At 72.3% G+C, this 20,403-nt stretch carries 17 protein-coding genes and 1 pseudogene; 6 read left to right on the top strand and 12 right to left on the bottom strand.

Features of this window, described 5'->3' with window-relative positions; translation table 11 throughout:
- Positions 1–29 precede the first annotated feature (29 nt).
- The 9 genes and pseudogenes from ACIGYR_RS13945 to ACIGYR_RS13905 all read right to left on the bottom strand — a co-directional run bounded on the left by ACIGYR_RS13945 (position 30) and on the right by ACIGYR_RS13905 (position 7,212).
- A complete protein-coding gene (locus ACIGYR_RS13945; RefSeq protein WP_391847834.1) occupies positions 30–422 on the bottom strand; it encodes a VOC family protein in 393 nt (130 codons plus the stop codon).
- Between the two features lie 428 nt (positions 423–850).
- Positions 851–1,756, bottom strand: coding sequence for an aldo/keto reductase (locus ACIGYR_RS13940; RefSeq protein ID WP_391847833.1), 906 nt, complete (start codon positions 1,754–1,756; stop codon positions 851–853).
- Positions 1,757–1,790: 34 nt separating this feature from the next.
- On the bottom strand, positions 1,791–2,459 hold the full coding sequence (locus tag ACIGYR_RS13935; protein ID WP_399600193.1) for a chitinase: 669 nt from the start codon (positions 2,457–2,459) through the stop codon (positions 1,791–1,793).
- 250 nt (positions 2,460–2,709) lie between these two features.
- The gene (locus ACIGYR_RS13930) at positions 2,710–4,032 is read right to left on the bottom strand and encodes an aldehyde dehydrogenase family protein (RefSeq protein ID WP_399598814.1); all 1,323 of its coding nucleotides are present in this window, start codon (positions 4,030–4,032) and stop codon (positions 2,710–2,712) included.
- Positions 4,033–4,168: 136 nt separating this feature from the next.
- Positions 4,169–4,531: pseudogene (locus ACIGYR_RS13925) on the bottom strand (sigma factor); the annotation flags it as partial.
- A gap of 34 nt (positions 4,532–4,565) precedes the next feature.
- Positions 4,566–4,916, bottom strand: coding sequence for a YciI family protein (locus ACIGYR_RS13920; protein WP_391847831.1), 351 nt, complete (start codon positions 4,914–4,916; stop codon positions 4,566–4,568).
- A 478-nt stretch (positions 4,917–5,394) separates the two neighbouring features.
- On the bottom strand, positions 5,395–6,537 hold the full coding sequence (locus ACIGYR_RS13915; protein ID WP_391847907.1) for an LLM class flavin-dependent oxidoreductase: 1,143 nt from the start codon (positions 6,535–6,537) through the stop codon (positions 5,395–5,397).
- A gap of 203 nt (positions 6,538–6,740) precedes the next feature.
- Positions 6,741–6,824: a putative leader peptide gene (locus ACIGYR_RS13910; protein ID WP_391847906.1), complete on the bottom strand. Its 84-nt coding sequence runs from the start codon at positions 6,822–6,824 to the stop codon at positions 6,741–6,743.
- 211 nt (positions 6,825–7,035) lie between these two features.
- Positions 7,036–7,212, bottom strand: a complete 177-nt coding sequence (locus ACIGYR_RS13905; protein WP_391847830.1) for a hypothetical protein — start codon at positions 7,210–7,212, stop codon at positions 7,036–7,038.
- Positions 7,213–7,407: 195 nt separating this feature from the next.
- On the opposite strand from ACIGYR_RS13905, the gene ACIGYR_RS13900 reads away from it, so the two are divergent.
- Both ACIGYR_RS13900 and ACIGYR_RS13895 read left to right on the top strand, forming a co-directional pair.
- Positions 7,408–8,919: an SDR family oxidoreductase gene (locus tag ACIGYR_RS13900; protein WP_399598810.1), complete on the top strand. Its 1,512-nt coding sequence runs from the start codon at positions 7,408–7,410 to the stop codon at positions 8,917–8,919.
- A gap of 302 nt (positions 8,920–9,221) precedes the next feature.
- On the top strand, positions 9,222–10,598 hold the full coding sequence (locus ACIGYR_RS13895; RefSeq protein ID WP_399598807.1) for a cryptochrome/photolyase family protein: 1,377 nt from the start codon (positions 9,222–9,224) through the stop codon (positions 10,596–10,598).
- Positions 10,599–10,613: 15 nt separating this feature from the next.
- Here the strand turns inward: ACIGYR_RS13895 and ACIGYR_RS13890 are convergent, their stop codons facing one another.
- Positions 10,614–11,735 (bottom strand): MerR family transcriptional regulator, encoded by a 1,122-nt coding sequence (locus ACIGYR_RS13890; RefSeq protein ID WP_399598804.1) that lies wholly within the window; start codon positions 11,733–11,735, stop codon positions 10,614–10,616.
- A 127-nt stretch (positions 11,736–11,862) separates the two neighbouring features.
- On the opposite strand from ACIGYR_RS13890, the gene ACIGYR_RS13885 reads away from it, so the two are divergent.
- Together ACIGYR_RS13885 and ACIGYR_RS13880 are read left to right on the top strand one after the other, a co-directional pair.
- Positions 11,863–12,513, top strand: coding sequence for a sigma-70 family RNA polymerase sigma factor (locus ACIGYR_RS13885; RefSeq protein ID WP_399598802.1), 651 nt, complete (start codon positions 11,863–11,865; stop codon positions 12,511–12,513).
- 88 nt (positions 12,514–12,601) lie between these two features.
- Positions 12,602–13,036 (top strand): SPW repeat protein, encoded by a 435-nt coding sequence (locus ACIGYR_RS13880; RefSeq protein WP_399598800.1) that lies wholly within the window; start codon positions 12,602–12,604, stop codon positions 13,034–13,036.
- A 133-nt stretch (positions 13,037–13,169) separates the two neighbouring features.
- Here the strand turns inward: ACIGYR_RS13880 and ACIGYR_RS13875 are convergent, their stop codons facing one another.
- Positions 13,170–14,633 carry an APC family permease gene (locus ACIGYR_RS13875; RefSeq protein ID WP_399598798.1) on the bottom strand — a complete coding sequence of 488 codons (1,464 nt, stop codon included), beginning with the start codon at positions 14,631–14,633 and terminating at the stop codon, positions 13,170–13,172.
- Between the two features lie 114 nt (positions 14,634–14,747).
- On the opposite strand from ACIGYR_RS13875, the gene ACIGYR_RS13870 reads away from it, so the two are divergent.
- Positions 14,748–15,932, top strand: a complete 1,185-nt coding sequence (locus tag ACIGYR_RS13870; RefSeq protein ID WP_399598795.1) for an ROK family protein — start codon at positions 14,748–14,750, stop codon at positions 15,930–15,932.
- Between the two features lie 107 nt (positions 15,933–16,039).
- Positions 16,040–18,760 carry a glycosyl hydrolase 2 galactose-binding domain-containing protein gene (locus tag ACIGYR_RS13865; protein ID WP_399598792.1) on the top strand — a complete coding sequence of 907 codons (2,721 nt, stop codon included), beginning with the start codon at positions 16,040–16,042 and terminating at the stop codon, positions 18,758–18,760.
- 88 nt (positions 18,761–18,848) lie between these two features.
- On the opposite strand, the gene ACIGYR_RS13860 is transcribed toward ACIGYR_RS13865, so the two are convergent.
- Positions 18,849–20,291: a hydrolase gene (locus ACIGYR_RS13860; protein ID WP_399598789.1), complete on the bottom strand. Its 1,443-nt coding sequence runs from the start codon at positions 20,289–20,291 to the stop codon at positions 18,849–18,851.
- Positions 20,292–20,403: the final 112 nt, after the last annotated feature.

Genomic DNA, 20,403 nt, shown 5'->3' with positions numbered 1-20,403 from the left:
GTGGATCAGAGTGGGTGGTTCGGGAACGATCAGGCGGCGGGCTGGAGAAGGTCCCAGCGGTTGCCGTACAGGTCCTGGAAGACGGCGACCGTGCCGTACGGCTCGTGGCGCGGCTCCTCCAGGAAGGTCACGCCGGCGTCGGTCATCCGGGCGTGGTCGCGGGCGAAGTCGTCGGTGTGCAGGAAGAAGCCGACGCGCCCGCCGGTCTGGTCGCCGGCCCGGGCCCTCTGGTCCTCGTCCTTGGCGCGGGCCAGGAGCAGGCCGGTGCCGTGGCCGTCGTCACCGGGTTCGACGACGACCCAGCGGGAGCCGTCGGGGCGCGGGGCGTCCTCGGCGAGACGGAACCCCAGGGCCTCGGTGTAGAAGCGGATGGCCTCGTCGTAGTCGTGGACGACGAGGGTGACCAGGGCGACGCGACGCATGGTGACCTTCCGGGTGGGGGTGGTTAGCCGGTGAGGTTATACGTAAAACTACACAGACGCCAGTCCCAGTTCTACGCGCGTCACGATGCGGTCGGGGGCCGGGTGCCGCGGCACGGCCGAGCCCGGCCGCGGACACCGGCACACCAGCTCGTTCCCGGAGTGCCGGCCCGGCCGCGGACACCGGCACACCAGCTCGTTCCCGGAGTGCCGGCCCGACCGCGGACACCGGCACACCAGCTCGTTCCCGGAGTGCCGGGCGCGCCCGCATCACCTCGCCGACCTGCTGACGAGGCACAGCGGCCTGCACGGCCGGACCCGAACTCGCGGCCGCGCCGTTTGCGCACGGTCACCCGTACGGCGGGACGGCCTACGCGCCCGGCGGACCGGGCCTGCCGGCCGGCATGCGGGGCGCGGCCCGGTGACCGGCGTCAGTCCGTCCGGGTCCGTGCCTCGTCGAGCCGCGCTCGCTCCCCGGCGGTGAGGCGCAGGGCACCGGCGGCGATGTTCTCGATCAGGTGGCCGGGGTTGCCGGTGCCGGGAATGGCGAGGACGTGCGGGCCCTGGTGCAGCGTCCACGCGATGCGGACCTGGGCGGGGCTCACGCCGTGGGCCCGGGCGACGGAGAGCACCGCGTCGTCGTGGGCCGTCGTCGCACCACTCTCTCCGGCCGCTCCGGCGACGGCGTAGAAGGGCACGAAGGCGATGCCGTGTTCGCCGCACAGCCGCAGGACCTCGTCGCCGACGGGGTCGGGACGGTCCACCGCGTACCGGTTCTGGACGCTCACCACGGGAGCGATCTCCAGTGCCTCGGCGAGGTGCCGGGGCTCGACACCGGAGATCGCCAGGTGCCGGATCAGGCCCGCCTCGCGCAACTCGGCGAGGGCGCCGAAGTGTTCGGCGATGGATTCCTGACCCATGCGGCGCAGATGGACGACGTCGAGGTGGTCCCGCCCGAGCTGGCGCAGGTTCTCCTCGACGTGTCCGCGCAGCTGGTCGGGCCTGGCCGCGGTGCCCCACTCGCCGTGGTAGTCGCGGTAGGGGCCGACCTTGGTGGCGATGACCAGGTCGTCGGGGTACGGGGACAGCGCGGTGTTGATGAGTTCGTTGGCCGAACGCAGCGCCGAGAAGTAGAAGGCCGCGGTGTCGATGTGGTTCACACCGAGCTCGACCGCCTTGCGCAGGACGGTGAGCGACCGCTCCCGGTCGCTGGGGGTGCCGAGGTGGAAGGCGGCGCTGCCCGTCAGCCGCATCGCGCCGAAGCCGAGGCGGTGGACGGGCAGGTCGCCGAGTTTCCAGGTCCCGGAGGCGTCCGCGGTGATCGATTGTGCAGTCATCGACGGAGCATCCCACACGGCGCCCGGCGGGTCCTCAGCAGTACAGATCGCCGCCCGGCGACACCCCGAGGATCTGGGCGAAGCGCTGGTAGGCGGAGACCCGGCTCTGCACCTGCGCGGGATTCTTCCCGTCGCACTCCAGGGAGCCGTTGATGCTGCGGATGGTCTGGCCGAAGCCGGCGCCGTTCACCATGGCGTTGTGCGGGGTCATGCTGCCGGGGCCGGTCTGCGTGTTCCAGTACCACAGTCCGGTCTTCCAGGCGACGGAGGCGTTGTTCTGGACCAGGTTCGGGTTGTTGAGCAGGTCGATGCCGAGGGCGTCACCGGCGGCCTTGTAGTTGAAGTTCCAGGAGAGCTGGATGGGTCCGCGCCCGTAGTACGCCGCCTGGCCCGCGGGACAGCCGTACGGCTGCCCCCAGTCGCAGTAGTGCGGGTAGTTGGCGGTGTTCTGCTCGACGACGTACACCAGGGCGCCGGTCTCGTGGCTGACGTTGGCGAGGAAGGCGGCGGCCTCCTGCTTCTTCACGGTGTCGCTGCCGGTGTTCGCGAACGCGGGGTAGGCCCCGAGGGCAGCGGTGAGACCACTGTAGGTGTAGAAGGAATTCCGGTTCGGGAACATCTGGTTGAACTGCGCCTCGCTCACCACGAAGCCGGCCGCGGAAGCCGTGGGGGCCGTCTGGAGCACCAGGGCGGAGCCGCCTATCGCGAGCGACGTCAGGACTGCGGCGATGCGATACCTCAACACGGGTCAACTCCTTTGCGGAGCACGGCCGCGTCCGCCGGAGGGGGAAGCGGCCGTGGTGGGGGGTTGGGCACACTCAACCGCCTTGGTCTGTACCAGTCAAGGGTTTAGACCAGTCGATCAGTCATCGGTTGCGTCGGCGAACGCCTTGCACGCACAACGAAGTTGGCCCGGCCGCAGAATGCGGCCGGGCCCGGGGGCTTGCGGAAGGTCAGTTCAGCGGCTTCGCCAGCACCGCCTTGCGATGGCTGAACGTCTCGATGGAGTAGCGGCCGTGGTAGTTGCCCATGCCGCTCTCCCCCACTCCGCCGAACGGCAGGTCGGAGACGGTGAGGTGGGCGAGGGGAAGGCCGTACCCGAGGCCGCCCGAGGATGTCTCGGCGGCGATGCGTTCACGGGTCTTGTCCGACTCGCTGAAGACGTACAGGGCGAGCGGCTTGTCGCGGTCGTTGATGAAGCGGATGGCCTCGTCCAGGCCGGGCACGGTGACGATCGGCAGGATCGGGCCGAAGATCTCCTCGCGCATGACGGGCGATCCGGGGTCGACGTCCGCGAGGACGGTGGGAGCGAGGTACTTGGCCGTCCGGTCGCCGACGCCGCCGACGGCGACACGGCCCGAGCCGAGCAGGGCGGACAGCCGGTCGAAGTGCCGCTCGTTGATGATCCGGCCGTACTCCGGCGAGCGCTCCGGGTCGGTGCCGAACAGGCCCTCGACCGCGTGCACCAGCGCGGCCTCCAGCGCGGGCGCGGTGTCCGGGTCGGTCAGGACGTAGTCGGGGGCGACACAGGTCTGGCCGGCGTTGAGGAACTTGCCGCGGGCCAGCCGCTCCGCCACCGCGGGCAGGTCGGTGCCGCGGTCTACGAACACCGGGGACTTGCCGCCCAGTTCGAGGGTGACCGGGGTGAGGTGCTCGGCGGCGGCCCGCATGACGACACGGCCGACGGTGCCGTTCCCGGTGTAGAAGATGTGGTCGAAGCGCTCGGCCAGCAGGGCCGTGGTCTCCGGGACACCGCCCTCCACGACGGCGACCGCCTCGGTGTCCAGGTAGGCCGGTATCAGCTCGGCCAGCGCGGCCGAGGTGGCCGGGGCCAGCTCGCTCGGCTTGGCGACGACCGCGTTGCCCGCGGCCAGCGCGCCGACCATGGGGGCGAGCAGGAGCTGCGCCGGGTAGTTCCAGGGGGCGATGACCAGGACGACACCCAGGGGGTCGTACTGCGTCCAGGCCGTGGCGTCGGCGCCGAGGTGTGCCGGGACCGGCGCGGGCTCGGGGCGCAGCCAGTCCGACAGGTGCTCCAGGGTGTGGTCGATCTCGCGGACGGTGAAGTCGATCTCCGTGCGGAACGCCTCGGTACCGCTCTTGCCGAGGTCGGCGTGGAGAGCGGCGGCGAGGTCGGGGCCGCGTTCCGTGAGCATCGCGCGCAGCCGGCCCAGTTGGCCGGTGCGCCACTCGACGGACTTGGTGCGGCCGGTACCGAAGGCGGCGCGCAGCCGGGCGACGAGGTCGGCGGGCTGCTCGGGCAGAGACTGGTTCACGGGTGCCTCGCTGGTGGTGCCCGGGCCGGTTCGCCCGGACGACGGAAGGTCAGATGTATAGGCCAACCTTTCATGTCCTCAAGTTCATTCCGTGCCCACCCCGGGGTGTCGAAGGTCACGTCCGGGTGCGGGCCTCCCGCACCCGTCGCGCGACCCGGGCCTGCGGGGCGAGCGCGGGGCGCCAGCAGGTGAAGATCAGCCGGAGCCGGTCGTCGCGCACGCGGCCCTCCTCGGGCTGTGCGTCGGGGACGTGGAGCCGGGCCGCCTCGGCGTGCCGCGAGTCCCGGGAGGACTCCCGGCGCAGCCGGTCGACCGCCCGGTCGCGGGCGGTCGTGACGATCCACCCGGCCGGGCTCGGCGGCACGCCGGTCTCCGGCCACCTGGTCACGGCAGTGGCGAAGGCGTCCTGGACCACTTCCTCGGCGAGGTCGATGTCGCTGAGGAAGCGGACGAGGCCCAAGACCGCGCGGCCGTACTCGGCCCCGAAGACGGCCTCGATGTCGGGAGCCCCGGCCGTCGGTGCCGATCCGCCGTCAGTGCTGGTCCACGAAGGGCCGCACCTCGATGGGCAGGGTGGTGGCCAGGGCGGCCTTGCGTCCCCAGGCCAGGGCCTCGTCCAGGTCGGCGGCCCGGATGAGGCACAGGCCGCCCAGGTACTCCTTGCCCTCGGCGAAGGGGCCGTCGCTGACGAGGACGTCGCCGTCCCGGGGGCGGAGCAGGGTGGCGGTCTCCGGGCCGTGCAGGCCGCCCGCGAAGACCCAGGCGCCGGCGGCACGCAGTTCGTCGTTGAATGCCTCGACGTCGCGCATGATCTCGGCGAGGGCTTCGGGGTCGGGCGGTGTGCCGTCGGCAGGCTGGACCACGCTGAGCAGGTAGTGCTTCATGACGTCCTCCAAGGCGTCGGGCCCGGGCAGGGCTCTGTGTCACCTCCTACACGAACGAACCCGCCCCGGTCCGACACCGCGCGCCGCGATCGCGGGAAAAATCTCCGGGAGGATCTTCCGCACGGCTCGCCCCCCGCATCCGCTCGTCGTCCGCGCCCGCCACCGCCTCGCCCACGGTGTCGCCGCGACGGCCACCGACGAGCCGGGCCGCGGCGCGAAGTGGACCAGGCGCGGCACCGTGACGGCTTCCTCGGCACCGTGACGGCTTCCCCCGGCTCACCGTGAAGGCTTCCCTCGGCATGACGCCTTCCTCGGCACCATGAGGGCTACCTCGGCACCATGACGGGCTTTCTCGGCGCCATGACGGCTTCCTCGGCGTCGGGCAGCTCCCGAGCGGCCGGCAGGCTCCAGCTGACGGCCCGGCGACTTCGATCCGCTCTCTCCGGGTGAACGGGCGGCCCGCCGGCAACGGGGGCGCTCAGCTCGCGAACGGCACCCGGACGGAGGCAGGGACCGTGGCCCGGCCGGGATGCGCCCACAGTCCCCGTTCGGCGAGCCGGGGCAGGACGCCCTCGCCGAACCAGTAGGCCTCCTCCAGGTGCGGATAACCGGAGAGCACGAACTCGTCGATACCGAGGGCGTGGTACTCCACGATGCGGTCGGCGACCTCGTCGTGGCTGCCGACCAGGGCCGTGCCGGCACCACCGCGCACCAGGCCGATGCCGGCCCACAGATTCGGGTGGATCTCCAGGCCCTCCCGGCCGCCGCCGTGCAGCGCGAGCATGCGCTGCTGGCCCTCCGACTCGCTGCGGGCGAGGCCCGCCTGTACGGAGCGCACGGTCTCCGGGTCGAAACCGTCGAGGAGCCGGTCCGCCTCCGCCCACGCCTGCGCCGCGGTGTCCCGGGTGATGACGTGCAGCCGGATCCCGAACCGCAGGGTACGACCGTGCGCCGCGGCGAGCCCACGGATCCAGGCGATCTTCTCGGCCACCTGCGCGGGCGGTTCGCCCCAGGTGAGGTAGACATCGGCGTACCGGGCCGCGACCTGGCCGGCGGCCGGCGAGGAGCCGCCGAAGTACACCTCGGGGACCGGCTCGGGCAGCCGGCCGAGCCGCGCCTCCTCGACCCGCAGTTGCTCCCCGTGCAGGTCGACACTCTTGCCCTCCCACAACTCCCGCACGATGTGCAGGAATTCACCGGTACGGCGGTACCGGGCGGTCTTGTCGAGGAAGTCGCCGTAGGCCCGCTGCTCGGCACTCTCGCCGCCGGTGACGACGTTGAGCAGCAACCGGCCGCCGCTGTGCCGCTGGAAGGTGGACGCCATCTGGGCGGCGAGCGTCGGCGAGACGAAGCCGGGCCGGAAGGCGACCAGAAACTTCAGTCGTTCGGAGTGCTGGCTGACCATGGCGGTGGTCAGCCACGCGTCCTCGCACCAGGCGCCGGTCGGGGTGAGCGCGCCGACGAAGCCCAGGTCCTCGGCGGCGCGGGCGATCTGGCTCAGATAGGCGACCGTCGGCGGCCGGTCCCGGCCGGAGGCGGTCGCCGGGGTGCCGTGGCCGCCGCCGACGACATGGCGGCTGTCGCCGTTGGTGGGCAGGAACCAGTGGAAGGTGAGGGACACGAGGTCTCCGATCACGTGGTGAAACAGGACACCCGCGGCCGGCGCCTCGGCGATGGCGGGCGCGGCGCGGCGCGGCGGTCGCTGCCGGGGCCTCGGCGTCGTCAGCGCATCGCACGGATGCCGCGGGCACGCTGCGTCCGTGGCGGAAAGGCAGGAAATTCACGCCGTGGCGGAGGCCCGGGGAGAAGGGGGAATACGGCGGATCAAGCCGCCGGGCGACAGGAGGCGCTGGAGACGCGTGCGAGGTCGACATGGCGTCGCCGCGTGAGTTCCCGTCGCTTCGTCATGCCGTTGATCGTGGCAGCGGCCGGTGACGGCCGTCAAGGAAGAGCCGGTCGCTCCTGCCGAGGACCAGCGGATTTCACGAAGGCGTGACAGAAAGCCGTGGCAGGAAGCCTTGCACGGACGTTCCGGCCCGGGCCGGCGAGGGGCGGCCCCTCCCGGCCCCGTTCCCGTCGATCACCCCGGGCCGGACCGGCGCGGGTGGAGTGGCCGGGCTCAGGCGCGGCCGTCCTCCTCCTGCCCCTCGACCACGACGAGGAACGCGTCCGACTTCAGGTCCATCACCACGGTCGCCGGTTCCCCCGCGGCACGTCGGGCCGCCGCGTACTCCTCTGCCGGCCAAGATCCTCGCGGAGCCCCGGCGGGGAAACGCTCCAACACCTTCGCACTCATGACGGCGGCCACCTCCTGCGTCGCGGACCCGGACGGAATGTACGTGTTGTGCAGGTCCGGTTGCCCCCGATCAGCGCAGACATGTCCCCACTCCCGGCACACGTCCTTCCGCCGTTCCGGTGAGGAGCGCATCCGCGGGCCCGTCCCGGCGGGAAGTCCTCTCGGGGGGTCACCGACGCGAAGGGCCTGTCTGCGATGAACCACGACGACTCGGCGGACGGGCTCCGCTGCCTGGTGACCGGTGCCACGGGATATATCGGGGGCCGGCTGGTGCCCGAGCTGCTGGCCGCCGGGCACCGGGTGCGCTGCCTGGCCCGCTCCCCCGGCAAACTCCGCGACCATCCCTGGGCAGGGCAGACGGAGGTGGTGCGGGGCGACGTCACCGACGCCGACTCGGTCGCCGCCGCGATGCGGGACGTCGACGTGGCGTACTACCTGGTGCACGCGCTCGGCAGTGGCGGGGACTTCGAGGAGACGGACCGGCGCGCGGCCCATGTCTTCGGGGAGCAGGCGAAGGCGGCCGGTGTGCGCCGCATCGTGTACCTCGGCGGTCTCGCGCCGGCCGGGGTGCCCGAGGACCGGCTCTCGCCGCATCTGAGGTCCCGGGCGGAAGTCGGCCGCATCCTGCTGGCCTCGGGTGTGCCGACCGCCGTGCTGCGGGCCGCCGTCATCATCGGGTCGGGCTCGGTGTCCTTCGAGATGCTGCGGTACCTCACGGAGCGGCTGCCGGTGATGGTCACGCCGAGCTGGGTGCGTACCCGGATCCAGCCCATCGCCGTCCGGGACGTCCTGCGCCTCCTCGTCGGCAGCGCGCGGCTGCCGGAGGACGTCAACCGAGCCTTCGACGTCGGCGGACCGGACATCCTGACCTACCGGGACATGATGAACCGGTACGCGCACGTCGCGGGGCTCCCCCGGCGGCTGATCGTGCCCGTGCCGGTCCTGACGCCGGGCCTCTCCAGCCACTGGGTGGGGCTCGTCACGCCCGTACCGGCGTCCATCGCGCGGCCGTTGACGGAGTCGCTGCGCCATGAGGTGGTCTGTCACGAGCACGACATCGCCGGGTATGTGCCGGACCCGCCGGGCCACCCGCTCGGTTTCGACGAGGCGGTGCGGCTGGCCCTGCGCCGGGTGCGCGAGGCGGCGGTGGCGACGCGCTGGTCGTCCGCGGCGGTGCCCGGCGCCTCCAGCGAGCCGTTGCCCACCGACCCCGACTGGGCCGGCGGCAGCCTGTACACCGACCGGCGCGAGGCGGTGGTGGACGCCCCGGTGTCCGCGCTGTGGCGGGTGATCGAGGGCGTGGGCGGGGAGCACGGCTGGTACTCCTTCCCGCTCGCCTGGAGTCTGCGCGGCTGGCTGGACCGGCTGGTCGGCGGTGTCGGCCTGCGCCGGGGCCGCCGGGACGCCGAGCGGCTGCGGGTGGGCGACTCCCTGGACTTCTGGCGGGTGGAGGAGATCGAACCCGGTCACCTGCTGCGGCTGCGGGCGGAGATGCGGCTGCCCGGACTGGCCTGGCTGGAGATGTACGCCGAGCCGGACGGCGACGGCCGCAGCCGGTACCGCCAGCGGGCCCTGTTCCATCCGCACGGGCTGCTCGGCCACGCCTACTGGTGGGGCGTGTCACCCTTCCACGCCGTGGTCTTCGGCGGCATGGCCCGCAACATCGCGCGAGCGGCAACCCGTCAGGCACCCGGACCCGCCCACTGAGCCCCACGTCCACCGGACCCCCCGCCCGAAACCCACCACACCAGGCCCCGCCGAAAACACCCACCCAGCCACCCACTCACCACACCAGGCCCCGCCGAAAACACCCGCAGCACCCAGTCCCCCACCCCCCACCCCCACCGAAATCGCCCGCACGCATCCACCGACCCGGCCCTCCGCGAAGGCCCGCCCGCCCGGGCGCCTCCGTCCCGGGCCGCTGACCATCCGCCCGCCGAGGCGCGCATCCGACGGGCCCGTCACGCCGGAAGTGCTCAGCGTCCGTACCCTCGTCCCGGAGCCACGTCATGTCCGTCTCGGTCGTCCTGTTCACCGCCGATCTGCGTCTGCACGACCATCCGCCCCTGCGGGCCGCGCTGGAGGGCCGCCGGCAGGTCGTCCCCCTCTTCGTCCGCGACCGGGCGGTGGCCGCCGCGGGCTTCGCGGTGCCCAACCGGCTGGCGTTCCTCGCCGACTGCCTGCGGGACCTGGACGCCGGGCTGCGCGAGCGCGGCGGGCATCTGGTGGTGCGCTCCGGCGACGTCGTGGACGAGGTCTGCAAGGTGGCCGCCGAGGCGGACGCCGACGAGGTGCACATGGCGGCCGACGCGAGCGCCTATGCCCACCGGCGGGAGCGGCGGCTGCGGCGCGCCCTGGAGGCCGAGGGGCGGCGGCTGTACGTCCACGACTCGGTGACCACCGCGGTGGGACCCGGCGAGGTGACCCCGGCCTCCTCGGACCACTTCGCCGTGTTCACGCCGTACTTCCGGCAGTGGACGGGGCAGCGGCTGCGGGACGTTCTCGCGGCGCCCCGCTCGGTGCGTGTCCCGCCGGGCGTCGGGTCCGAGGAACTGCCGTCCCGGGCCGCGGTGCCGGAGGTCTCGCCGGGGCTGGCCGAGGGGGGCGAGAGGGCGGGCCGGCAGCGGCTCACCGCCTGGTTCCGCTGCGGCCTCGCCGCCTATGAGGACCGGCACGACGACCTGGCCGGCGACGCCACCTCCCGGCTCTCGCCCCACCTGCACTTCGGCACGCTGTCGCCGGTCGAGCTGGTCCACCGGGCGCGGCTGGTGGGCGGTCCGGGAGCGGAGGCGTTCGTACGGCAGGTCGCCTGGCGGGACTTCCACCGTCAGGTGCTGGCGGCCCGGCCCACCGCGGCACATGCCGACTACCGCCCCAGACACGACCGCTGGCGGTCCGAGCGCACGGCCCGCAACGACATCGAGGCGTGGCGGGAGGGCCGTACCGGCTATCCGGTGGTGGACGCGGCGATGCGCCAGCTCCTGCACGAGGGGTGGGTGCACAACCGGGCCCGCCTGCTCACGGCGAGCTTCCTGGCCAAGACGCTGTACGTCGACTGGCGGATCGGGGCCCGGCACTTCCTGGAGCTGCTGGTCGACGGGGACCTGGCCAACAACCAGCTGAACTGGCAGTGGGTCGCGGGCACCGGCACGGACACCCGTCCCAACCGGGTTCTCAACCCTGTCACCCAGGGCAAGCGGCACGACCCCGACGGCGGGTACGTCCGGCGCTGGGTGCCGGAGCTGGCGCAGCTCCCGGGGGCGGCGGTCCACGAGCCGTGGAAGCTGCGGGGACCGGACCGGGCGCGTATCGACGCGTATCCGGACCCGATCGTCGGGCTCGCCGACGGACTGGCCCGGTTCAAACGGGCCCGCGACCGCGGCTGAGCGGGCCCGGCCTCGTCAGGATGGCTCGCCGGGCGGTGCGGCGCGGTGGGTGGACGCCAGGATGTCGAGGGCCTCGGACAGGGAGGCCGGACGCAGCATGCCGCGGGTGGGCCGGCCGGACCAGCCGGGGCCGCCGAGCACCATCAGCGGCCGCGCGCGGGCTCCCTTGACGCCCCACTCCATGGCGATGACGTGTTCGGCCAGCGGCAGGCTCGCGGTGGAGCGGGCCTGCGCCCACAGCACCACGGCGGCCGGACCCAGTCGCCGTACCGCCGCCAGGAGCGCCTCCGCCGGAACCGCGGCGCCGAACATCCGCGCCGGGACCCCGAGCCGGCTCAGGGCGGCGTTGAGCGCCTCCAGCGGCAGGGTGTGCTGCTCACCGGGGACGCAGGCCAGCAGCACGGGCCCGGCTCCCGTGGCCCCGGAGGGCGCCGCGGGCTGCCGGGTGTGCCGGCGCAGGGTGGTGGACACGTGCCAGGACAGCAGGTGCTCCACCTCGACGTACCGGTCCCCGGAGGAGGCCCACTTGCGGCCCACGGCGTGCAGGGTCGGTGCCATCACCTCCTGCCAGGCGGTCACGAGGCCGTAGCGGGTCAGGACGGCTTCCAACCGCTCCTCGAGTGCCACGGCGTCGAGCCGGACCGCCGCGCGGGACAGCCCCCGGCCCTCCTGCCGGACATCACCGGGGAACGGTCCGACGACGCCGGCCTGCCCGGGGCCGCCGCCCGACCCGACGACGCCGGACGACCCGACGACGTCCGCCTGTCCCGGGACGTCCGCCGAGCCGAGGACGTCCGTCTGTCCGAGGGTGTCGGCCTGTGTTCTCGGTGCGGGTGCCGTCTCGGGCGGACGCGCCGCAGCGGGCGGGTAGGCGCGCTCGCGCGCGGTCCGGGCGGCCTCGGCGGGCGGCACCCCGGACGCGGTCAGCCGGCACATCCTCTCCAGCATCGTCACGTCCTCGGGCGCCCAGCGCCGGTGCCGGCCGCCGGTGCGTGCGGCGGGGCCGATGCCGTAACGGCGGTCCCAGGAACGGAGGGTGGTGGGCGAGACGCCGAGCCGGCGGGCCAGCGCTCCGGTCGTCAGCGCCGGCTCGGTGGCACCGGGTCCGGACGGTCCCACGGCATCACCCGTGTCCATACGACGACGATACGACGCAGAAGCGATGCGAGTTGTCGCGTCACCGCACCGGCTCACACGATCGAGGTGGTCGGGACGACACCCGGCACGTCCCGTCCGGCACGTCCGACGTGAAGGAGCCGTCGCCATGAGCCCGCACCCCACCGCCGTCGCCTCCGGCACCGCGACCCCGGCCGTCCCGCCCTCCGGCATGTCCCCGTGGCCCATCGCCGCGGAGCCGCTCACCGACGAGCACCTCATGCGGGGACTGGCGGCCGGTGACGACGCCTGTCTCGCCGCCGTCCACCGCCGTTGGTCACGCATGGTGCACACGCTGGCGTGGCGCACGCTGGGCGACGCCAGCGAGGCCGAGGACGTCACCCAGCAGGTGTTCCTCGGCGTCTGGCGCGGATGCGGCGGTTACCGGCCCGAGCGCGGGACGGTGGCGGGATGGATCGCCGGTATCACCCGCCGCAGGATCGCGGACGCCCTGTCGGCGCGGACACGCCGTGGAGAGCTGGTCGCGGCCGCCGGTGCGGCCCTGCCGCCGGACGAGTCCGCCGCCGGCCGGCCCGAGACAGCGCTGGACCGTGTCCTCCTGCGGCACGCGCTGGCCCGGCTCCCCGCACCCCAGCGGCGCGTGCTGTGCCTGGCCTACTACGAGGACCTCACCCAGACCCAGATCGCGCAGCGCACGGGATGGCCACTGGGCACGGTCAAGAGCCATGCGCGCCGGGGCCTGCGCCAGCTGCGCCGCGACCTGGGACAGCGGACCGGGACGGACCAGCTCTACACATAAGGAAGAAATAAGAGCAAAATGGACTATGCGGCGCTCACCGCACACCGAACAGATGCGGTCTGACTTGCAGAGCCAAAGGAGACGACGAATGGCCAACCTGCACAGGGGTGACATCTCCAGCCACCCCGATGTCTCCGAAATGCGGGATCGCTACTCCCGTGTGCTCGGCGGTCGTGATGTGGCACTCGTGGACGGGCCGGTGTTCCTGCTCGGCCTGTACTGTGCCGCCTCCCCGTGGATCCTGCACTACACGGGGAACCAGCCCTCGCTGATGACCCACAACCTGATCATGGGCGTAGCGATAGCCCTGCTGGCTCTCGGATTCACGCGGGCACCCGAGCGGATGTACGGCCTCAGCTGGGCCATGTGCGCCATGGGCATCTGGATGATCATCGCCCCGTGGATCGTGGGGCGCGGCCCCGACGCGGGCGTCATCGTCAACAACGTCGTCATCGGCGCTTTGGCCCTCATTCTCGGACTGATCTGCGCCGGTACCGCGGCGAAGACCGCCCCCAGGCCGTAGAAGAGGAGACCGAGGAAAGGAAGGAACGAACAGCGCGGCCGGTTCGCCCGGGCGGACCGGCCCACGCTTGTCCGCCACCGCTCAGCGGGACGGCAGCTCCTTTCCACGGGTCTGCTGTCCTCGCGAGCTCATGTCAAGGGCGCGGTACTCGCGAGCCGGCTTCGAGGGGCGTCGCGCTCGCGCCGTACTCCTCGCTGATCTCCTTCGGCCCGTACGGCCACACCTTCTCCAGCCGCGCCCAGACCAGGAAGGCCGCGCAGCCGAGGGCCAGCCAGGCCAGGGACCACTCGATGGGATGCCGGCCCGGCGAGTTCTTGTCGGCGTACCCGTAGATCACGCACCAGCCGGTGAAGGCGACGATGCTCGGCAGCGGATAGAGCCACATCCGGTACGGGCGGGCCAGCGTCGGCCGGCGTCCGCGCAGGACGGTCAGCGCGACGATCTGGGCCAGGGCCTGGACGACGACCATCACCGTGGTGAGCAACTGGATCAGGGTCGCCAGGTCGGTGTGGCGGCCGATCAGGAAGCCCACGGCGGTGATCACGGCCATGGTGGCGAGGCCGAGCACCGGGAAGCGGTGCTGCGGGTGCAGTTTCGCGTACGGGCGGAAGAAGACCCGGTCGCGGGCGGCGTCGTAGGGCACCCGGGAGCCGCCGAGGAGGCCGGTGAAGACGGAGGCGAACGCGGTGATCAGGATCAGCACGGTCACCGTGTCGGCCGCGCCCTCGCCCCAGGTCTCCTCCAGCACCGCCGAGGCCACCGAGGTGGAGGCGATGTCCCCCGGGTCGGTCATCCGGTGCCAGTCGACGACGCCGAGGGTGCCGATCTGGAGCAGCAGGTAGATCGCCATGATGCCGAGGATCGACACGATGATGGAGCGCGGGAGCGTACGGCCGGGGTCCTTGATCTCGGCGCCCATGTAGGCGGTCGTGTTGTAGCCGAGATAGTCGTAGATGCCGATGGTCAGGCCCCCGGCGAAGCCCAGCCAGAAGTGGTCGCTCGTCAGGTCGAAGGCGTGCGCCGGATAGGTGAAGGCCAGGTGGGGGCTGAAGTCGCCGGCCGCGGCGGCGATCACCAGCAGCACGGAGGCGATCATCACGGCCCACATCACCGCGCTGATCCGGGCGATGTGCTCGATACCGCGCCACAGGAGGAGCACCACCAGGGCGATGACACCGAGGCCGATCAGGTCGCCGGAGGTCTGACCCAGGCCGGGCGCGAGATAGCCCAGGTACTGAACGAATCCGACCACGCCCGTGGACATGATCAGCGGGATGAAGAGCATCGCCGTCCACACGAACAAGAACGGCATCAGGCGGCCGGTGCGGTACTGGAACGCCTGGCGCAGATAGACGTAGCTGCCGCCGGACCCGGGCATGGCCGCGCCCAGTTCCGCCCAGACCAGCCCGTCGCACAGGGCCAGGACGGCGCCCGCGACGAACCCGATGACCGCCTGCGGCCCGCCGAACGCGGCGACCATCAGCGGGATCGTCACGAACGGGCCGATGCCGCACATCTGGCTCATGTTGATCGCCGTGGCCTGGAACAGGCCGACGCGGCGGACGAAGCCACCCGTGGGTGGCGGGCTACCGGACATGGGGACTCCTGACGCGACGCTCCGCGGCACCCGGCGGGGCCGACGTGGCCGATAAAGTTAAGGATCCTTACTAGAGGCGTCAAGTACGCGTCAGGAATGCACGAGAATGGTGGGATGCCCGCCAGCGATGCCGTAGAGCAGCAGGAACAGCCCTGGAGCCGCCGACGCCTGCGCAGCACCAACGAGCGGCTGCTTCTGGACCGGCTGCGCGACCTCGGTGCCGCCTCGCGCGCCCAACTGGCACGCGAGACGGGCCTGTCCAAGCCGACGGTCTCCAGCGCGCTGGCCTCGCTGGCGGCGGCCGGCCTGGTGCACGAGGTCGGCACGCACGCCCCGGAGCGCGGGCGCACCGCCGTGCTCTACGCCCCCGATCCGGCCGCCGGGTACGCGCTCGGCGTGGACATCGGCCGGAGCTGGCTGCGGGTGGCAGTGGCCGACCTGGACGGCACGCTCGTCGCCCGGGCCGACGTGCGCAACCGCGCCCGCGCCTCCGCCGCCCTGACCGACCTGGTCGTGACCACCGCCCGCCAGGTCATGGCGAACTCGGGCACGGACCCGGCGGAGGTGGTGCACGGGGTGATCGGCACGCCGGGGGTGTACGACGAGGAGCGGCGGCGGGTGCGGTACGCGATGCATCTGCCCGGCTGGGGGCGGCCCGGGCTCGTGGACCGCATACGCACGGAACTGGGCGTGCCGCTGGAGGTGCACAACGACGCCAACCTGGCGGCGCTCGGCGAGCACGCCTTCGGCGTCGGCGCGGGCAGCCGGCTCTTCGCGTACATCATGATCGGCACCGGCCTCGGGATGGGGATCGTCAGCGAGGGACGGCTGTTCACGGGCGCGCACGGGCTGGCCGGGGAGATCGGCTTCCTGCCGTGGCACGGCCGGCACAAGCCGGAGCGGCTGGAGGACGCGGTGTCGGGGGTCGCCGTGGTGGAAGCGGCCCGGGAGTTCGGGATGCGCGGGCAGCTCACGGCGAAGGCCGTGTTCGACGCGGCCCGGCAGGGCCATCCGGACGCCGTGCGGGCCGTGGAGCTGGAGGGCGAGCGGATCGCGCACACCGTGGCGGCTGCCGCCGCCGTGCTGGACCCCGACCTCGTGGTGCTCGGCGGCGGTGTCGGCCACAGCGTCGACCTGCTGCTGCGGCCGGTGCGGGAGCGTGTGCGCGCACTCACCCCGCTGCGCCCCCGGATCGCGCCGAGCCGGCTCGGCGAGGACGCCGTTCTGCTGGGCGCGCTGGCCACCGCGCTGGACACGGCCCGGGATCTGGTGTTCGAGCGCCGCACGGCCGGAAGCTGACCGTCGCCGCCCCGGTCACGGCCACGGTCGTTGACACGCCTTCCGGCGGACCCTAGCGTGAAACCGGATTAGTAAAGTTTCCTAACTTTACCAGCCTGGAGACCCTCGTGTTCCCTCGCCCCGCTCCCGCCCGCCGGTACACCACCACGACCGTCGTCCTCGGGCTGCTCGCCACGCTGACCTCCGGCGCCTGGGTCGAGGACCGGCCGCCGACCGCGCCGCACGGGCACTTCAAGACCACCCGCGTCTCGGACGCCGCCGGGTCGAGCACCCCGCTCTCCGGCTTCGCCGTCCAGTCCACGGCCCGGGTGAGCGACTCCGCCACCACGGTCTCCTCCCCCGGCTACCCGGCGTCCGGCTGGCATCCGGCGGGCCCGCGTTCGACCGTCCTCGCCGCTCTCCTCGCCGACGGCGTCTACGCCGACCCGTTCTACTCCACCAACCAGCAGAGCATCCGGCGGGCCGACTTCGAGGTGCCCTGGTGGTACCGCTCCGACTTCACCGTCGAGGACACCGCTCGGCGCACCTTCCTCGACTTCAGCGGGGTCGTCTCGGCGGCCGACGTCTACGTCAACGGCCGGCAGCTGGCCTCGGCCACGGACGTCAGGGGCGCCTACACCCACCACGAACTGGACCTCACCTCCCTGGTCCGCCCCGGCACGAACACGGTCGCCTTCCGGGTCCGGCCCAACGACCCCGACAAGGACCTGACCATGGGCTGGCTCGACTGGCTCCAGCCGCCGGCCGACCGGAACATGGGCATCGTCCGTGACGTCCTGGTCCGCAGGTCCGGTCCGGTCACGCTGCGCGACGCGCACGTGACGACCGAACTGGCCGTGCCCTCGCTCGCCACCGCCGACCTGACGGTGAAGGCTCAGGCCCGCAACGACACGGGCACGGCGGTCACGGCGGCCGTCGGCGGCAGCATCGGCGGAACCGAGTTCCGCAAGACGGTGTCGCTCGGCGCCCACGAGACCAGGACCGTCACCTTCTCCCCCGCCGACGCCCCCGGCCTGCACCTCACGGAGCCGAGGGTGTGGTGGCCAGCCGGGATGGGCGGGCAGCCGCTGTACGACCTCGACCTCACCGCCACCGTCGCCGGCGCGGTCTCGGACACCGCGCACGAGACCTTCGGCATCCGGGACGTGCGGGCCCCGCTGAACTCCGACGGCGCCCGCCAGTACCGGATCAACGGCCGCGACCTGCTGATCAAGGGCGGCGGCTGGTCCCCGGACGAGTTCCTGCGCTGGGACCGCGCCTACGCCGAGGACCGCCTGAGCTACGCCGTCGACCTGGGCCTGAACACCATCCGCCTGGAAGGCCACCTGGAGCCGGACGAGTTCTTCGACCTGGCCGACCGCCACGGCGTGCTCACCCTGCCGGGCTGGGAGTGCTGCGACAAGTGGGAGGGCGAGGTCAATCCCAGCGGGTCCGGCGAGAAGTGGGACGACGCCGACCATGCCGTGGCGAAGGCGTCCATGGCCGCCGAGGCCGCCCGGCTGCGCGACCACCCGAGCGTGCTGTCCTTCCTGATCGGCAGCGACTCCGCCCCCGACGCGACGATCGAGAAGGGCTACCTGGACGCCCTGAGGGCGGCCGACTGGCCCGCTCCCGTGGTGCCCGCCGCGTCCGACGCCGCCTCCCCGCAGCTCGGCAGGTCGGGCATGAAGATGACGGGCCCCTATGACTGGGTGCCGCCCGGCTACTGGTACGCCAAGCGCGAAGGCGGGGCCACCGGTTTCAACTCCGAGACCAGCGCGGGCCCGAGCATCCCCACCCTCGACAGCCTGCGCCGGATGATGACCCCTGCCGAACTGGACACCCTCTGGAAGAACCCCGACGCGAAGCAGTACCACCGCTCCCCCTCCTCCACCTTCGGCACGCTCAAGATCTACGACAAGGCCCTCGCCGGCCGCTACGGCGCCCCGACGAGCCTCACCGACTACGTGCGCAAGGCCCAGCTGGCGCAGTACGAGAACGTGCGGGCCCAGTTCGAGGCGTACGGACGCAACGCGACCGACGCGGACCAGCCCGCCACCGGGGTGATCCACTGGATGTTCAACAGCGGCTGGACCTCCCTGCACTGGCAGCTGACGGACCGTTACCTGGACCAGAACGGCTCCTACTTCGGCGCCAAGAAGGCGAACGAGCCGCTGCACGTCCAGTACTCCTACGACAACCACTCGGTCGTCGTGGTGAACAACCGGCCCGAACGCGCCCAGGGCCTCAGCGTGCGGGCCACGGTGTTCGACCCCGACGGCACGCAGAAGTACGACAGGACCGTCACCGGGACGGCGGTCGCGGGCAACGGCGCCCACGGCTCGGTGCTCACCCTGCCGTCCTCGGTGAGCGGGTCGGCACGCACGTACCTGCTCCGGCTGGTGCTGACGGACGCGGCCGGCGAGGAGGTGAGCCGCAACGTGTACTGGCTCTCCACCGCTCCCGACACGCTCGACTGGAACGGCACCACCTGGTACTACACGCCCACGACGAGCTACGCCGACCTCAAGGGGCTCGCGTCGATGGCACCGGCGCCGGTGTCGGCGACGGCGGTCACGACCTCGTCCGGCGGCACGTCGACCACGACGGTGACCCTGCGCCACACCGGGAGCGAGAAGACTCCGGCGCTGCTGACGGACGTCCATCTCGTGGACGCCCAGGGAAAGCCCGTGCTGCCGGTGCGCTGGTCGGACAACGAGGTGAGCTTGTGGCCGGGCGAGTCGGTGACGCTGACCGCCACCAGCCGGACGGCCGATCTGCGCGGCTCGGCTCCGAGCGTGCGGGTCTCCGGCTGGAACACGCCGGAGCGGACGGTGCCGGCGGCCTGACGGCACGGGAGCGGGCCCGGACGGCCCGCTCCCTGCTCACCGCGCTCGGCTCACACCTCTTGAGCTCACCGCGCTCGGCTCACACCTCTCAGCTCACGTCGAGCGCGGTGTCGTCCACGACGAACGAGGTCTGGTACTTAGAGCCCTCGGTGCCGGTGAACTTCAGGGTGACGGTCTGTCCGGCGTAGCCGCCGAGGTCGAAGCCGCGCTTGGTGTAGCCGGCGGCCGCGTTGAGGTTGGAGTACGTCGCCAGGGTGCCGAGGACCGTGCCGGAGCCGCTGAGGACCTGGACCTTGAGGGTGTCGTAGGCCGTGGTGGTCGTGGTCTCGGCGGTGTCCACGTGCAGGTAGAAGCTGAGCGTGGCCGAACAGCCCGGCGGGACGGTCACCGACTGGGAGAGCGTGTCGGTGGTGGCGGTGCCGTTGCCGTCGAGCCAGGCGTAGTACGAGCCGGAACGGGCCGCCTCACCGGGGGCGTCGGTGATGACACCGCTCGTGGCGCTCCAGGTGCCGTTGCCGGATTCGAAGCCGTTGTCGCGCAGGAGCTGGGCGGCGGTGCAGGACGTCGTGCCGCCGCCCCCGCCGCTGCCGCTCGCGCCGGCCAGCCACTCGGTGGCGTTCAGCGCGAGGGCCGCGTCGGTGGCGCCGGAGTCGTTCCAGCCGTCGTAGAGGGTGTTACCGGACTGGCCGGTGCCGTCGTCGATCGGGGAGCTGTCGCCCCAGAAGGCCACCCGGCCGCTGCCGAAGGTGCTGGTGGCGAAGAAGGCGCCGGTGTTGCCGGAGTAGCCGGTGCGGTAGAGCAGGCCCTTGACCCCGGGGTTGTCGGCGGGCTTGAGGGTGGCGGTCGTGCCGCTGGCGATCAGGCTCTTGGTGACCGTGCCGAAGGAGCCGTGCAGCACCGGGTCGGTGCTGTCGCCGATCGCGGACGGGTGGTCGGAGCTGATGCTCAGTGAGTCGACGGAGAAGCCGAACGGGTCGGTGGAGTCGACGCTGTTGTTCGTCATCAGGTCGTTGAAGATCTCGACGGCGTCCTCGCCGTCGTTGTTGCGGTCGGCGCCGGTGTGGTCGGAGATCATGAACAGACCTCCGCCGTTCTTCACGAAGTTCATGATCGCCGTTTTCTCGGCGGCCGTGAACAGGGTGTTCGGCTCCGGCAGGACCAGCGTGTCGAAGTTCGACAGGTCGGTTGCGGACGTGCCGCCGTAGGCGAGAGCGGAGCCCGACGGCAGGGTCTTCAGGCTGTATGCGCCGGTCTTCTGCAACGCCACGCCCCAGGAGGACAGGGCGCCGGTCCAGTCCGTCTCGGCGGACGGGGAGGAGTCCTGGCCGAGGGGGTCGGGCTGGCTGGTGGAGATGATCCAGTCGGCGTTGCCCGCCGTCTCGGCGTGGGCGTTGTCGAACAGGACGCGGTGCGTGGTCGCCGCGTGGGCGGGAGCACCGGAGCCGACCTGGAGAGCTGATCCGGTGAGCAGTAGCCCGAAGCCGGCCAGGGCGGTGGTGAATCTGCGGCGGTATCTCCTGGATCCGAGCATCCGTCGAACCTCCATCAGGGGTGGGGAAGAGGTGGTGCGGCGCCAAGTCTGCGCGCGTAGAACCCGCTTGAGGGTTTCCTCCACGCGTCGAATGGTTGAAAGGTACATGGCA

The organism is Streptomyces sp. NPDC053076 (assembly GCF_044546845.1).
Classification (GTDB): Bacteria; Actinomycetota; Actinomycetes; order Streptomycetales; family Streptomycetaceae; genus Streptomyces.
The sequence above is the reverse complement of the archived record's forward strand: the minus strand, read 5'-3'. Positions and strand labels throughout refer to the sequence as shown.

Bases quoted from the DNA above. Each gene is read 5' to 3' on its own strand.
- ACIGYR_RS13905 (WP_391847830.1), bottom strand. From the start codon at position 7,212: ATGAGTGCGAAGGTGTTGGAGCGTTTCCCCGCCGGGGCTCCGCGAGGA.
- ACIGYR_RS13920 (WP_391847831.1), bottom strand. From the start codon at position 4,916: ATGAAGCACTACCTGCTCAGCGTGGTCCAGCCTGCCGACGGCACACCG.
- ACIGYR_RS13895 (WP_399598807.1), top strand. From the start codon at position 9,222: ATGTCCGTCTCGGTCGTCCTGTTCACCGCCGATCTGCGTCTGCACGAC.
- ACIGYR_RS13890 (WP_399598804.1), bottom strand. From the start codon at position 11,735: ATGGACACGGGTGATGCCGTGGGACCGTCCGGACCCGGTGCCACCGAG.
- ACIGYR_RS13880 (WP_399598800.1), top strand. From the start codon at position 12,602: ATGGCCAACCTGCACAGGGGTGACATCTCCAGCCACCCCGATGTCTCC.
- ACIGYR_RS13900 (WP_399598810.1), top strand. From the start codon at position 7,408: ATGAACCACGACGACTCGGCGGACGGGCTCCGCTGCCTGGTGACCGGT.
- ACIGYR_RS13945 (WP_391847834.1), bottom strand. From the start codon at position 422: ATGCGTCGCGTCGCCCTGGTCACCCTCGTCGTCCACGACTACGACGAG.
- ACIGYR_RS13870 (WP_399598795.1), top strand. From the start codon at position 14,748: ATGCCCGCCAGCGATGCCGTAGAGCAGCAGGAACAGCCCTGGAGCCGC.
- ACIGYR_RS13940 (WP_391847833.1), bottom strand. From the start codon at position 1,756: ATGACTGCACAATCGATCACCGCGGACGCCTCCGGGACCTGGAAACTC.
- ACIGYR_RS13885 (WP_399598802.1), top strand. From the start codon at position 11,863: ATGAGCCCGCACCCCACCGCCGTCGCCTCCGGCACCGCGACCCCGGCC.
- ACIGYR_RS13910 (WP_391847906.1), bottom strand. From the start codon at position 6,824: ATGACGAAGCGACGGGAACTCACGCGGCGACGCCATGTCGACCTCGCA.
- ACIGYR_RS13875 (WP_399598798.1), bottom strand. From the start codon at position 14,633: ATGTCCGGTAGCCCGCCACCCACGGGTGGCTTCGTCCGCCGCGTCGGC.
- ACIGYR_RS13860 (WP_399598789.1), bottom strand. From the start codon at position 20,291: ATGCTCGGATCCAGGAGATACCGCCGCAGATTCACCACCGCCCTGGCC.